Source organism: Stenotrophomonas sp. 1L-E-5-B-C3 (assembly GCF_057292075.1).
The window spans coordinates 133,619-146,986 of record NZ_JBXAWS010000009.1 but is presented as its reverse complement, the minus strand read 5'-3'; the positions used below and the strand labels follow the sequence as shown (position 1 = coordinate 146,986).

Below are 13,368 nucleotides of genomic sequence, written 5' to 3'. Positions count from 1 at the left end.
ACGCTGCCCTGTTAGCCGGACCCGGCCGCCCTAAGATCGAGTTGTATCAAGGCGAAGCGCGCAGATCGGTGCTTTGTGGGCGAGTCGCATAACCGGACCCACGGGTCCGTCTACTTGGTGGTTGGGCGCCACTACAGCTATGACTGATCTTTGGGGTCCCATTTCGGCAACCGATGGGCATGCCACACCCTGCATGGTCGACCGCGCAGCGACCGAGGCTGATGTCGCGGCCGGCTCGGCCATCTTCTATGTACAGGGTGGTTCCACTCCAGCTCCAATGAGCCTTCCATGCTGCGCAGTTCAGATACCGGACGATGGCTCTGAGCAGCCTATCGTCATTGTCCAGACAGAGCTCGCGCAGCAGGGCACCATCTTGGGTGTACGGCCACTATCCGGGGGTAATGGCATCTGCATGTCTACGGACGTTCGGTTTCCTGCCGGCTTCGGATCGCAGGTTGGCGCCTAACAGTTCAGTCAAGCCGAGCTTGCTTCGCGAGTCGGACTAATTCCAGAGTTGAACGTCCGCTTCTGTCCGAAAGCGGACATCGTTCGACGACATTGATCTTCCGTGAGCCAAGGCACGGGTCTCTCCTTCCATCAATTGATGATCTCCCCACTCCCAGACGCCACAAATTCCTTCAACTGCCAAACGAACTCCGCGTCGTACAGCTCCCACTCCACAATCTCCCCAACCACCCGCAACGGCTGCGCACTCCGATACGAGCGCGTCGGGTTCCCGGGAAATTTCTTGTTGGTCACGTTCGGATCGTCCTCGAACGGCCCGGTCGGCTCCACCACATACACACGCGGTCGCCCTTCACCCTTGGCCATCTCCGCAGCCAGCCCGGCGCCTTTGGCGATCGTAGTGAAGTAGATGTGGTTCATCACCACGCTGTCGCGATAGTTGGAGCGGAAGCCCGCGCTCAGCAGTTCGCCCACCGCCAGATCAGCGCGGGTGCCGTGGTAGAACGGCCCGGCGACCTGGTCGCAGGTGTCATGCGAAACGGGTGTCCATTCGGTGTCCTGCGCCATCGGCACTGCCCCTGCGTGTGCTGCCGGATCGACAGGCCGGCGAGTCTAGGGCGCCCGGTGGGCCTTGCTGCAAGGCCCCATCCGGGAAATAATCTGCAAACGGGAGGCGCGGTGCGCCTCCTTTTTTATTCTGCGGCGCCGCGTCCTTCCAGCTCGCGCACGGCGGTTTCCAGCGCGTCCAGCTTCTGGCGGGTCTTGAGCAGCACGGCGCGCTGCACTTCGAACTCCTCGCGGGTGACCAGGTCGAGCTTGGCCAGGCCGGCCTGCAGCGCGCTCTTGAAGGTGGCCTGCAGTTCCTCGCGCGATTCGCGGAGGCCCGGCGGCACCAGGTCGCTGAGGCGACGGGCGAGGTCATCGATTTGGTTCAGGTCGATCATGGGGTGCTCCGTGGGGGTGGGCCCGTGCATCCGGCGCGGGCAGGCCGATCGGGCACAAGGATACTGCCGGCACCCATCGCCCGGACAGGCGGCAGCGGCTTCGCACGGGCCGCGTTCAGGCGCTATCCTCCACGCCGGAAGACAGGAGATAGACGATGAAGATGGTCATGGCGGTGATCAAGCCGTTCAAGCTCGACGACGTGCGCGAAGCGCTGGCCGAGCGTGGGGTCACCGGGATCACGGTGACGGAAGTGAAGGGCTTTGGTCGCCAGAAGGGCCATACCGAGCTGTACCGTGGCGCGGAGTATGTGGTTGATTTCCTGCCGAAGGTGAAGCTGGAAGTGGCGGTGACCGATGACCAGGTTGAGGCGGTGGTTGAGGCGATCGTGAAGGCCGCCGGCACCGGCAAGATTGGCGACGGCAAGGTGTTTGTTTACGACCTAGGCAGCGTGGTGCGTATTCGTACCGGTGAGCTGGACGCGGACGCGTTGTAAGCCGTTCGGCGGGATGTTGTAGAGCCGAGCCGATGCCGGTTCTACAGAGGAGCGGTCGAGCAAGCTCGACCCCTACCAAAGCAACGCATTTACCGGCGCTTCGCCCACTTGTAGAACCGCTTCCAGCCCTGGCGCACGGCGGCGACCCAGCCGGGGTCGGCCACGAGCGCGGCCTGCGCAGCATTCGGTGCCTGGCCGGTTACGCGCTGGCGAATCTTCAGCAGGTTCTTCATGTCGCTGCGGCGCATCTGCCGGCTCAGCGGGTTGCGGCGCAGCCAACGCGGGGCCCGCCAGGCCGAGGTGAAGTCCAGCAGCACCGGCACGCCGCCACTGACCACCACGTTGGTGCCATGCAGGTCGTTGTGGGTGATGCCGGCGGCGTGCAGGCGGCTGAGCGCGTGCTGCAGCTGCTCGAACACTTCATTGCCGACGGCCTGCGCGGTGCTCAGGGTCTGGCCGGGAATGAACTCCATGCCCAGCGCCAGGCCACCGAGGGTGCCGAGCAGCGCGGGGGCATGCTTCCAGCCGCCGAGGCGCTGCAGCATGCGGGCTTCACGTCGCACCATCAGTCGCGCGATCAGTGAAACGGGAGTGCCGCGGTAGCGGGAATAGTCCTTGATGACCGCCTCGCGCCCGTCCAGGCAGGTGCGGTAGACGTCGGGGGCCAGGAAGCGTTCGCCGCGCTTGAGCAGCAGCGGGGTGGCGGCGTCATCGCCGCAGGAGGAGGGGGGGAGAGCAGGAAGATACATGTCGGGGTCTCGGACGACCCGGTGGGTGGCGCAAAGCGTCAAGCGAACCGGTGTTACAGGGAGTTACTAAGTTTTCGTTAATTTTAGTACTCGCCAGTTCGCTATTCCACGATTTGTCGGAGAAATGTCGGGGTCGTGGCTGGAACAGTTCGTCGCGCTCAATCGGACAATTCTGTCTCACTTGGCCGATGGTTCTTTCAGAATCAATAGGTTACGTGTCGCTCCGCTTCGTTCATCCGCGGCCCGCTGAACGCCACGCACGTCCAGCTTGACCCCGACGCACGGCCTGCCGACCATAAGCTGTTAATTCGCGACATCGGCGGCCGCCCCTTTCTGGCACGTCCCCGTCCCCTGCCGCGGTCCCCACCGGTGCTGGCTGTCCGGCCGTGCATCGCCCTGTTTCCCGTTCCGGCTGCGGCTGGAGGAAAGTGCTTTGATCATCAAAATCGTCATCGCAGCGCTGTTCGTCGCCTGCGTGCTGTACATCCACTTCCGTGGCAAGGTCCGCGCGCGCTGGTCGCGCCAGCTGCTGGACCATTCCAGCTTCATGGCCCCGATCAACGTGGTCATGTACATGTTCTCGAAGGTGCCGACCACGCCGTTCCTGGACCCGGCCAAGGAATTCCCGCAGCTGGAGCCGCTGCGCCAGAACTGGCAGATGATCCGCGACGAGGCGCTGGCGTTGCGCGATGCGCAGGCGATCGCGGCCTCCAGCACGTTCAACGATGCCGGCTTCAATTCGTTCTTCCGCCGTGGCTGGAAGCGCTTCTACCTGAAGTGGTATGGCCCGTCGCACCCGTCGGCCAAGGCGATGTGCCCGAAGACCACGGCGCTGCTGGAGTCGCTGCCGGACGTGCGTGCGGCGATGTTCGCGCAGCTGCCGTCGGGCAGCGAACTGCGCCCGCACCGCGACCCGTTCGCCGGTTCGCTGCGCCTGCACCTGGGCCTGGCCACGCCCAACAACGACGGCTGCTACATCGAAGTGGACGGCATCAAGAAGAGCTGGCGCGACGGCGAGTGGATGATGTTCGACGAGACCTACATCCACCACGCGCACAACGAGACGCCGGATGATCGCGTGATCCTGTTCTGCGACATCGCCCGCCCGCTGCGCTTCGGCCTGCCGGGCCTGTTCAACCGCGCGGTGGCGGCCACGCTGCTGGCCGGTGGTGCCTCGCCGAACCTGCCGGGTGACCCGACCGGTGGCGTCAACAAGGCCTTTGGCAGCGTCTACAAGGTGCGCCTGAAGGCCAAGGCACTGCGCGAGCGCAGCGTGGTGGCGTATCAGGTCATCAAGTGGGGCCTGGTGTTGGCGGTGATCGCCGGTATCTGGGCGCTTTGATCGTTACATGAGGTTGCCGGCCAGCGGCCGGCACTACCGGAACATGAAAAAACCCGCGCTGTCGCCAGCGCGGGTTTTTCTTTTGCATGGGCGGGTGCCGACCGTTGGTCGGCACGCATTACTTCAGCGCCGCCTGCACGAACGGCGGGGTCACCAGCACGCCGGTGTGCAGCGCGGCGGTGTAGTACAGGGTCTCGAAGGTTTTGGCGGCCGAGTCGGCCTGGCGGAAGTCGAAGCTGCTTTCGCCCTTGCGCGCCAGGGTCACGCTCCACCAGCCGGTGGGGTAGCACGGCTGCGGGAACGGCAGGGTCTTGAACGAGCCGAAGCCGGCCTTGCCCATCTCGGTGCGCATTTCGTTGATCAGCTCCAGCTGCATCAGCGGCGATTCGGACTGCTGCACCAGGATGCCGTCGTCCTTCAGGGCCTTGAAGCAGCTTGCGTAGAAGGCCTTGTTGAACAGGCCTTCACCTGGGCCGACCGGATCGGTCGAGTCCACGATCACCACGTCCACGCTGCCAGCCGGGCAGTTGGCCATGTAGGCCACGCCGTCGTCGAACAGCAGCTCGGCGCGCGCGTCATCGTTGGAGTCGCACAGTTCCGGGAAGTGCTTGCGCGCCATCACCGTCACCTGCTCGTCGATATCGCACTGGGTCACGCTCTCCACGCCCTTGTGCTTGAGCACTTCGCGCAGGGTGCCGCAGTCGCCACCGCCGATGATCACCACGCGCTTGGGCGCGGCGTGGGTGAACAGCACCGGGTGGCTGATCATCTCGTGGTAGAAGAAGTTGTCCTTGCTGGTCAGCATGATGGCCCCGTCGATGGTCATCAGGTTGCCCCAGTCGGTGGTCCGGAAGATCTCGATCTTCTGGAACGGCGACTGCACCTCGTCCAGCTTGCCGGTGATGCGGTAGCCGATGGCCGAGCCCGTGCGCTCGAAGTGTTCGATGTACCAGTTGTTGCTGTCAGTCATGGGAAAACAGTCCTGTTCGGAGGGGTGAAGCCGGGCTGGCGGGCGGGGCCGCGTGGCACAGATGCCACATCCGGACGGATCGGCCCGTTCAGGTTGGAACCTGCCACGGGCGCGGGCGCGCATGATAACGAACCTGTGGGCATATAGGCGTTATCATGCCCCCCCTTTTATTGCCAACAAGGCCGACTGCAATGACCGATTGGTCCCTCGACCAAGCCCGCAAGACCTACTCGATCCCGCATTGGGCGGACGGTTACTTCGACGTGGATCAGGCCGGGCACATGGTGGTGAGACCGACCGGGGCAGACGGCCCGGTGGTGTCGCTGCCCAAGGTGGTGGACGCTGCGCGCGCAGCTGGCGCCAAGCTGCCGCTGCTGGTGCGCTTCCCGGACATCCTGGGCCAGCGCCTGGGCAAGCTGCAGGCGGCCTTCGGCCAGGCCCAGCAGGACTGGGAGTACAGCGGTGGCTACACCGCCGTGTACCCGATCAAGGTCAACCAGACCCGTGGCGTGGCCGGCACCCTGGCCAGCCACCACGGCGAAGGCTTCGGCCTGGAGGCGGGCAGCAAGCCCGAGCTGATGGCGGTGCTGGCGCTGTCGCGCCCGGGTGGCCTGATCGTCTGCAACGGTTACAAGGACCGCGAGTACATCCGCCTGGCCCTGATCGGCCGCAAGCTGGGCCTGCAGACCTTCATCGTCATCGAGAAGCCGTCCGAGCTGAAGCTGGTGCTGGAAGAGTCCAAGGCGCTGGACGTGAAGCCGGGTCTGGGCGTGCGCATGCGCCTGGCCTCGCTGGGCGCCGGCAAGTGGCAGAACAGCGGTGGCGACAAGGCCAAGTTCGGCCTGTCGCCGCGACAGCTGCTGGACCTGTGGAAGTCGCTGCGTGACACCGAGTACGCCGACTGCTTGAACCTGCTTCACTTCCACATGGGCTCGCAGATTTCCAACGTGCGCGACATCGCCAACGGCATGCGCGAAGCCACCCGCTACTTCGTGGAGCTGTCGCGCCTGGGCGCGAAGATCACCCACGTCGATGTGGGCGGTGGCCTGGGCGTGGACTATGAAGGCACGCGCTCGCGCAGCTTCTGCTCGATCAACTACGGCCTGCATTCCTACGCCAGCAACATCGTGCAGCCGCTGGCCAATGCCTGCGAAGAATTCGGCCTGACCCCGCCGCGCATCGTTACCGAGTGCGGCCGTGCGATGACCGCGCACCACGCGGTGCTGATCGCCAACGTTTCGGAAGTGGAAGAGGCGCAGGAAGGCCGCGTACCGGACCAGCACGACGACGAGCCGGCCGCGATCCGCCACCTGCGCGAGATCCACGACGAGCTGGACGTGCGCCCGGCGGTGGAACTGTTCCAGGAAGCACAGCACTTCCACGCCGAAGGCCTGGCCAGCTACGCGCTGGGCCAGATCGACCTGCCGCAGCGTGCGCGCATCGACGATCTGTTCTACGCCATCGCCCATGGCGTGCGTGCGCGCCTGAGCTACGACGAGAAGAGCCATCGCCCGGTGCTGGATGAACTGAACGAGCGCCTGGTCGACAAGTACTTCGTCAACTTCAGCGTGTTCGAATCGATCCCGGACGTGTGGGCGATCGACCAGGTGTTCCCGATCGTGCCGATCGAGCGCCTGGACGAAACCCCGGACCGCCGCGGCATCATCGCCGACATGACCTGCGACTCGGACGGCATGGTGGAAACCTATGTCGAGAACGAGAGCCTGGACAGCTCGCTGCCGCTGCACAAGATGAAGCCGGGCGAGAGCTACCGCATCGGCTTCTTCATGGTCGGCGCCTACCAGGAAATCCTGGGCGACATCCACAACCTGTTCGGCGATACCGACGCGGTGGAAGTGCTGGCCGATGCCGATGGCTACGCCATCACACAGCAGCGCCGCGGCGACACCACCGACGTGATGCTGGATTACGTGGGTTACCGCCTGGACGAGCTGCGTGCGACCTATGCGCAGCGCGTGGCCGAGGCGCAGCTGTCGCCGGAACGTGCGCAGGAGCTGTCGGAGGCGCTGGAAGCCGGCCTGACCGGCTACACCTACCTGTCCGACGAACCGCTGGTCTGAGGTAAACGGGAACGCCGGGCATGGCCCGGCGCTACCGGCCCCGATGAGCGCGCGCGCGATCTTCCACCTGTTCCTGCATGCCGCCGTGCCAGCCCTGCTGGCATGGCTGTTCTGGCGCAAGCGCTTCGCCTCGGCGTGGCTGCTGATGCTGCTGGGCTGGATCATCGATCTGGACCATCTGCTGGCCGATCCGATCTATGCACCGAACCGCTGCAGCATCGGGTTCCACCCGCTGCACACCGCACCGGCGATTGCGGTCTATGCGGGGCTGTGCGTGCCGAAGAAAACGCGGTTGTTCGGTATCGGCTTGATCATCCACATCGTGCTGGACGCGATTGATTGCTGGTGGATGCATCACCGTTGATGCTGGGTGCGTGTCGACCAAGGTCGACACCTACCGGGAGCACGGCGACCGGTCGGGTTGGCGCTTGGTAGAGCCGGCCGCTGGCCGGCTTCCGCAGGGTGTTCCCGTTGATCACGTGGTTGCCGGCCAGCGGCCGGCACTACCCGCCGTTGGGTTGGCGAAGGTCGACACCTGCCGGGTGCACGGCGACCGGTCGGATTGGCGCTTGGTAGAGCCGGCCGCTGGCCGGCTTCCGCAGGATGTTCCCGGTGATCACGTGGTAGCCGGCCAGCGGCCGGCACTACCCGCCGTTGGGTTGGCCAAGGTCGACACCTACCGGGAGCACGGCGACCGGTCGGGTTGGCGCTTGGTAGAGCCGGCCGCTGGCCGGCTTCCGCAGGGTGTTCCCGTTGACCACGTGGTTGCCGGCCAGCGGCCGGCACTACCCGCCGTTGGGTTGGCCAAGGTCGACACCTACCGGGGGCGCGATGGCCGACGGAACTGATGTACTGCTTTGGTAGATGCCGACCTTGGTCGGCGCTTTTGATGCGTGTCGACCAAGGTCGACACCTACCGGATGCACGGCGAACGGCGTTCCCGGTGACCACGTGGTTGCCGGCCAGCGGCCGGCACTACCCGCCGTCAGGTTGGCCGCCTCACGCCACCGGCAACCACAACGTGGCCCGCAATCCCGGCTGTGCATTTTCCAACGCCAACCGCCCGCCATAACTGGCAGCGATATCACCCACAATCGCCAGGCCCAGCCCACTGCTGCCCTCGCGCTCATCCAGGCGCACGCCACGCTGGGTGACCTGTTCCAGCGCGTCTGCAGCCAGCCCGGGGCCGTCGTCGCGCACTTCGATGCGCAACTGCCCTTCGCTGGTGTCTGCAGTGACGTCCACCTGCTGCTTCGCCCACTTGCCGGCGTTGTCCAGCAGATTGCCCAGCATTTCCTCCAGGTCCGCACTGGCACCGGCGAACTGCAGTGCCGGATCGATACCAGCCGCCGTGAACGTGATGCCACGTTCGCCATGCACGCGTGCCATCAGCCGGCACATCGCCTGTGCGACTGCCGCCACGTCGGTGCGCTGGCGATGGTCGGCGGCCAACCCTGCGGCCAGGTAACGGTCGACGCTGGCCTGCATACGCGCACTCTGCTCGCGTACGGTGGCGCGCCAGTCCGCGCCGTCGCCGTCGGCCTCAGTGGCCAGCACGCTCAGCGGGGTTTTCAGCGCATGCGCCAGATCCTGTGCACTGGTGCGCGCGCGCGCGACCATGCGTTGCTGATGCTCCAGCAACGCGTTGAGCTCCTCGCCCAGCGGTGCGACCTCCGCACCCAACCTCCGTGTATCGATGCGCTGCGCGTCGCCGCGCCGCACCCGTTCCAGCTGTGCACCGAAGCGATGCAATGGACGCAATCCGAAGTGCACCTGGCTGGCCAGCACCGCCAGCCACGCCGCGACCAACACACCCAGCGCGATGGCAGTACGCTGGCGGAACGCGGCAACGTCTGCATCCAGCGCGCTGCGATCGGTGGCAACCACGGCCACGAACGGTTCGTTGGCGCGTGGCAGGCGCACCTGCTGCACGCGTGCGCGCAGGGATTGCTGCAGCGGTCCAGCCAGATTGCGGGTGGCCGCTCCCATGGCCGTGGCAGGCAGCGTTTCATCCCACAGCGAGCGCGATTGCAGCAGCACACGGCCATCGGCACCGGCGATCTGCCAGTAAGCACCTGAGAACACGCGCTGGAAGCGTGCGTCATTCGGTTCCTGGCGCAGGCGCAGCTGTCCGTCCGCATCCACTTCGGCCTGCGCCAGCAGGGTCAGCATGTCCTGCTGCAGTTCATGGTCGAAGCGATCGCGCGCGCTGCGCTTGAACAGCTCGCCCAGCAGTGCACTGGCCAGCAGCGAGACCAGCAGCAGGCCGACACCGCCAGCCAGCAGCAGGCGCCGTCGCAGCGAGGGTTGCCGGCTCACGGCGCGGCCAGCCGCCAACCCTGGCCGCGTACGGTCTGGATCAGATCGATGCCGAGCTTGCGGCGCACCCGCCCGAGCAGCACGTCCAGTGCGTTCGAGTCCGGATCGTGGCCGCCATCGAACACCTGTTCGCCCAGGCGGTCGCGGCCGATCACCTGGCCGCTGTGGTGGATGAAGTAACTGAGCAGGCGGAACTCCTGCGGGCTCAGCGACAGCGCCTGCCCATCCAGTTCAAAGCGGCCGGCGTTGACGTCCAGCTGCAGCGGGCCGCAGTGCAGGCGCGGGCTGGCGTGGCCGTGGCTGCGGCGGATCAGGGCGCGCAGGCGCAGCACCAGTTCGTCGGCCTGGAACGGCTTGGTGAGATAGTCATCGGCACCGGCATCGAACCCAGCCAGCTTGTCGTGCCAGCGCCCGCGTGCGGTCAGCACCAGCACCGGAAAGCTGCGGCCGTTGCCGCGCCAGCGCTCGATCACGCTCAGTCCGTCCAGCCCGGGCAGGCCCAGGTCGACGATGGCGGCCTGCAGATCTTCGATCTGGCCGATCTCCTCGGCCTGGCGGCCGTCGGCGACCACGTGCACCACGTAGCCGGCCTGCTCCAGCAGGGGCACCAGGCGCTGTGCCAGTGCGGCATCGTCTTCGGCCAACAGGATGCGCATCAGTCGTCGAGCTCCGTCTTCAGCAGCTTTCCGCTGCGCGCATCATAGTCCAGCTCCACTACCACGCCGTCGCCGCGCAGGATCTCCACTTCGTAGACGCCATCGTCCAGTTCCACTTCCAGCAGCTGGCCCGGAAAGTGCTTGAGCGCATCGCGCACCACGCTTTCCAACGGCACGTAGCGGCCCTGCTGCACGGCGCGGCGCGCGACCTGCTGCGCCGGGTCCTGTGCCGGTGCGGCGGCGGTGGGGGCGCTGGCCAGGGCCAGCAGCAGGGGCAGGGTGGAGAGCATCGGGGCGCAGGGCGGGCTGTAGGAACAGGCGTGAGTGTGCCGGGGCTGAGTAACAGCTGGCTAACAGTGCCGGCTAAGGAGCTGTTAACCACGGGGTGCATTGTGGCGTTGCCGGGATGGTCCGGCCACGAACACGAACAGGAGAACCCCCATGTTGAAGTCGCTCACCCTCGCCACTGTTGCTCTGCTGGCCATCGCACCGGCCGCACAGGCTGCACCGCTGGGCATGGCCCAGGTCGAACAGACCCTGCGCAAGGCCGGCTACACCCAGATCCATGAGATCGAACGCGATGATGGCCTGTGGGAGGCTGACGTGAGCCGCGCCGATGGCCGCTTCAGCGAGGTCTACGTAGACCCCAAGACCGGCGAGATCTTCGACGAGCACAGCGGCCGCGCGCTGTTGACCACCGAGCAGGTGCTGGCACGGGCACAGGCGCATGGCCTGCGCGAGATCCATTCGCTGGAACGCGATGGTGCGACCTGGTCGCTGGAAGCCCGCAATGCCCGCAACCAGAAGGTGGACGTGCGCCTGAGCGGCTATGACGGCCGCATCCTGCACAGCGAGCGCGATGGCTGGCTGGATTGATTCGCGTGCCGGTAGGTGCCGGCCGCTGGCCGGCACACGGGGAGAAAGCGTGTCGACCAAGGTCGACACCTACCGGACACGTGCAGCGGTAGCGGCCGACCTTGGTCGGCCCAGGCCCGACGCGGCGCTTACCAACCAAACGGCGGCGGGTAATCCCAGTAGCCCGGGCCGCGGCCGTAGTAGCCGCCGTACGGGCCGTAGAAGCCCGGGCCCTTGCCTTCGCTCACGTGGATGTTGACGTTGACCCCGTGGGTCTTGCCCTCATCGGTGGTGTAGTTCTTGCTCAGGTTCAGCGTGGCGGCGTTGTAGTGGCTGTTGCCACCGTTCTTGGAATAGCCGATGCCGGTAGTGAAGCTGCCGGACACTTTGACCTTGTCGTCGGTGACGTCGGCGATCTTCGCGTCGTCGTGCACGCGCGGGCCGCTCTTGTCACCGTAGTACGTGCCCGGCGGGTCCTGCTGCAGGGCCGGGTCGTTGAGGTAGCGCATCGGCGCCTGCGGCAGCGTCAGGTCCAGGCCGGCGGCCTGCGGCGCGGTGGCGCCAGCGGCGGACTGGGCCAGCACGGTTCCCGGCAGGGCCAGGCACAGCAGCAGGGTCAGGGGGCGGATCATGACGGCGCTCCAGCGGACAGGTGGCCACGCAACACGCGGCGGTACAGGCCGACGCTAGCAGGGGTTGCTTGAATGATGCCTGTCGGCGCCGGATTGGGGTAGAGCCAGGCCATGCCTGGCTGCAGGTCACAGCCGCCCGAACCCGAACAGCCCTTCCAGCGCATGCCTGCGCCGCTCGATCCGGGCCCGCAGCAGCTGGGCGCCGATCATCGAATAAGTGATGCCGTTGCCGCCGTAGGCCATGGCGAAATGCACCCGTGGCCCCCACTGATCGTGCGGGCCGAAGAAAGGCAGGCCGTCGGCGGTTTCGGCGAAGGTGCCGGCCCAGGAGAAGGCGGGCACCGGATCCAGCCGCGGGAACCAGTGCTGGAGCTGTTTCATCAGCTTGTCGGCCTTGCGCTCTACGCGCCTATCGCGGCGGGCGGGGATGTCGATGGCGTCGTCCAGCCCGCCCACCAGCAGGCGGCGGTCGCCGGTGGCGCGCAGGTAGAGGTACGGGCGTGCGCTCTCCCACACCATCGTGTTGCGCAGCCGGCCCAGCACGTCTGCATCGATCGGGTCGGTGATGAAGGCATAGCTGCTGCGGTTGCGTGCGACGCGCTGATGCAGCCAGCGTTGGTTGGCATAGCCCATTGCCAGCACCACGTGGCGGGCGTGGATCGTGGCGCCGTCCTCGGTGAGGGCGGTTACCCCGCGCGCGCTGGGCGTGAGCGTGTGCAGTACCGTACGGTCATGCACATTGCCGCCGCGCCGGCGCACGCGTTGCAGCAGCGCATAGGTCAGGCGATAGGGATCGACCCGCGCCGCCTGGCGCGTGAGCAGGGCACCGCCGGCGTCCACGTCGAAGCGCTTCCGCAGTGCCTCCGGGCCCAGCCAGCGGGCATCCAGGCCGATTCCGCGCCGTGCCTCACCTTCGGCCATCAGGCGCGGCACGTCGCGATGGCGGCTGGCCAGGTACAGGCTGTCCATGCGCTGGAAATCAACGTCTTTCAGGCCGCGAGCCACGTCGCCCAGGGCCGGAATCGCCTCGGCACACGCCCGATAGGCAAGCGCGGCGGCGTCCTGACCATGGCGCTGCGCCAGTTCCAGCAGATGGGTATCGATCTCGTACTGCAGCAACGCGGTGCTGGCAGCGGTGCTGCCCCAGCCGATGTCGCGCTGCTCGATCACCGCCACGTCGTGGCCATGCCGGGACAGTTCGTCGGCAATCAGCGCACCGGTGATGCCGCCACCGACCACCAGCACGTCGCAGCGCAGGTCCTTTTCCAATGGCGGAAACGCCTGGATCAATCCATTGCGTACCGCCCACCAGGGGTAACCGCTCTTCAGGTCCATGGCCGTGTGCTGCTCAGGCCGTGGGACGGCCGGTATGCGGGGTCTGGATCAGTTCGGACAGATCGAAGCCCTGCAGGCGGGCAGCGGCCAGATAATGGTCCTGCACGGTAGCGTCCAGCTGCGGTTCGCGGGCCAGCAGCCACAGGTACTTGCGATCGGGGCTGCCGACCAGTGCCACGCTGTAGTCCGGCGCGACCTGGATCACCCAGTAGTCGCCCTTGGCGAACGGCAGCCAGCGCAGGCCCTTGGGCAGGAAGCTCACTTCCAGGCGCGCGCTGTCGTTGTCGACGGCGCAGGCCTCGCCGGTGGCTTCCTCGACCTCGCCGTCCATACGGCAGCGGTTGGTGACGCCGACGTTGCCGTTGTCGAGCAGGGTGTAGTGCGCCGACACGTCGGTGCAGCCTTCCGGCTCGTGGCGCATCGGCAGGCGCGCGATCTCATACCAGGTGCCCAGGTAGCGGGGCAGTTTGAGGTCGGCGACGGTCTTCAGCGGCGGGTGCTCGGTCATCGGTGGTCGTGGCAGGGG

General features: G+C 66.4%; 15 protein-coding genes. 5 read left to right on the top strand and 10 right to left on the bottom strand.

From position 1 onward, the window contains the following. Window positions 1-597: 597 nt before the first annotated feature. Together arr and ubiK are read right to left on the bottom strand one after the other, a co-directional pair. Window positions 598-1,032: an NAD(+)--rifampin ADP-ribosyltransferase gene (arr, locus tag AC0Z6F_RS13660; protein WP_485617456.1), complete on the bottom strand. Its 435-nt coding sequence runs from the start codon at window positions 1,030-1,032 to the stop codon at window positions 598-600. 125 nt (window positions 1,033-1,157) lie between these two features. Continuing rightward, entirely contained in the window at window positions 1,158-1,409 is a 252-nt protein-coding gene (gene ubiK, locus AC0Z6F_RS13655) for a ubiquinone biosynthesis accessory factor UbiK (RefSeq protein WP_005419983.1), read from the bottom strand. A gap of 155 nt (window positions 1,410-1,564) precedes the next feature. Here ubiK and AC0Z6F_RS13650 point away from each other — a divergent pair, with 155 nt between their 5' ends. Next, window positions 1,565-1,903: a P-II family nitrogen regulator gene (locus tag AC0Z6F_RS13650; RefSeq protein ID WP_005411374.1), complete on the top strand. Its 339-nt coding sequence runs from the start codon at window positions 1,565-1,567 to the stop codon at window positions 1,901-1,903. 89 nt (window positions 1,904-1,992) lie between these two features. Here AC0Z6F_RS13650 and AC0Z6F_RS13645 read toward each other — a convergent pair whose 3' ends face one another. After that, window positions 1,993-2,652 (bottom strand): RIO1 family regulatory kinase/ATPase domain-containing protein, encoded by a 660-nt coding sequence (locus tag AC0Z6F_RS13645; RefSeq protein ID WP_012512352.1) that lies wholly within the window; start codon window positions 2,650-2,652, stop codon window positions 1,993-1,995. Between the two features lie 436 nt (window positions 2,653-3,088). Between AC0Z6F_RS13645 and AC0Z6F_RS13640 the strand changes: the two genes are divergently transcribed. Further along, on the top strand, window positions 3,089-3,994 hold the full coding sequence (locus tag AC0Z6F_RS13640; RefSeq protein WP_180889855.1) for an aspartyl/asparaginyl beta-hydroxylase domain-containing protein: 906 nt from the start codon (window positions 3,089-3,091) through the stop codon (window positions 3,992-3,994). A gap of 118 nt (window positions 3,995-4,112) precedes the next feature. Here AC0Z6F_RS13640 and speE read toward each other — a convergent pair whose 3' ends face one another. Further along, window positions 4,113-4,964 carry a polyamine aminopropyltransferase gene (gene speE / locus AC0Z6F_RS13635; RefSeq protein ID WP_012512350.1) on the bottom strand — a complete coding sequence of 284 codons (852 nt, stop codon included), beginning with the start codon at window positions 4,962-4,964 and terminating at the stop codon, window positions 4,113-4,115. Window positions 4,965-5,155: 191 nt separating this feature from the next. Here speE and speA point away from each other — a divergent pair, with 191 nt between their 5' ends. Beyond that, entirely contained in the window at window positions 5,156-7,045 is a 1,890-nt protein-coding gene (gene speA, locus AC0Z6F_RS13630; protein WP_012512349.1) for an arginine decarboxylase, read from the top strand. Between the two features lie 43 nt (window positions 7,046-7,088). Continuing rightward, window positions 7,089-7,409 (top strand): DUF6122 family protein, encoded by a 321-nt coding sequence (locus AC0Z6F_RS13625; protein ID WP_005411369.1) that lies wholly within the window; start codon window positions 7,089-7,091, stop codon window positions 7,407-7,409. Window positions 7,410-8,044: 635 nt separating this feature from the next. Here the strand turns inward: AC0Z6F_RS13625 and AC0Z6F_RS13620 are convergent. Genes AC0Z6F_RS13620 through AC0Z6F_RS13610 form a run of 3 tightly spaced genes read right to left on the bottom strand, consistent with a single transcriptional unit; the run spans window position 8,045 to window position 10,310 of the window. Then, on the bottom strand, window positions 8,045-9,364 hold the full coding sequence (locus tag AC0Z6F_RS13620) for a sensor histidine kinase (protein ID WP_485617464.1): 1,320 nt from the start codon (window positions 9,362-9,364) through the stop codon (window positions 8,045-8,047). Continuing rightward, complete coding sequence (locus AC0Z6F_RS13615) at window positions 9,361-10,020, bottom strand: response regulator transcription factor (RefSeq protein WP_005414726.1); 660 nt, start codon at window positions 10,018-10,020, stop codon at window positions 9,361-9,363. The genes AC0Z6F_RS13620 and AC0Z6F_RS13615 overlap by 4 nt, the downstream gene beginning before the upstream one ends. Next, a complete protein-coding gene (locus AC0Z6F_RS13610; RefSeq protein ID WP_485617466.1) occupies window positions 10,020-10,310 on the bottom strand; it encodes a PepSY domain-containing protein in 291 nt (96 codons plus the stop codon). Before AC0Z6F_RS13610 ends, AC0Z6F_RS13615 begins: the two co-directional genes overlap by 1 nt. A 151-nt stretch (window positions 10,311-10,461) precedes the next feature. On the opposite strand from AC0Z6F_RS13610, the gene AC0Z6F_RS13605 reads away from it, so the two are divergent. Next, window positions 10,462-10,896: a PepSY domain-containing protein gene (locus AC0Z6F_RS13605; protein WP_032127132.1), complete on the top strand. Its 435-nt coding sequence runs from the start codon at window positions 10,462-10,464 to the stop codon at window positions 10,894-10,896. Between the two features lie 128 nt (window positions 10,897-11,024). Here the strand turns inward: AC0Z6F_RS13605 and AC0Z6F_RS13600 are convergent, their stop codons facing one another. The 3 genes from AC0Z6F_RS13600 to AC0Z6F_RS13590 all read right to left on the bottom strand — a co-directional run bounded on the left by AC0Z6F_RS13600 (window position 11,025) and on the right by AC0Z6F_RS13590 (window position 13,350). Then, on the bottom strand, window positions 11,025-11,507 hold the full coding sequence (locus AC0Z6F_RS13600; RefSeq protein WP_049400799.1) for a hypothetical protein: 483 nt from the start codon (window positions 11,505-11,507) through the stop codon (window positions 11,025-11,027). Window positions 11,508-11,633: 126 nt separating this feature from the next. Continuing rightward, window positions 11,634-12,842: an NAD(P)/FAD-dependent oxidoreductase gene (locus tag AC0Z6F_RS13595; protein ID WP_485617468.1), complete on the bottom strand. Its 1,209-nt coding sequence runs from the start codon at window positions 12,840-12,842 to the stop codon at window positions 11,634-11,636. 13 nt (window positions 12,843-12,855) lie between these two features. After that, window positions 12,856-13,350, bottom strand: a complete 495-nt coding sequence (locus AC0Z6F_RS13590) for a lipocalin family protein (protein WP_285301785.1) — start codon at window positions 13,348-13,350, stop codon at window positions 12,856-12,858. Between the last annotated feature and the right edge of the window lie 18 nt (window positions 13,351-13,368).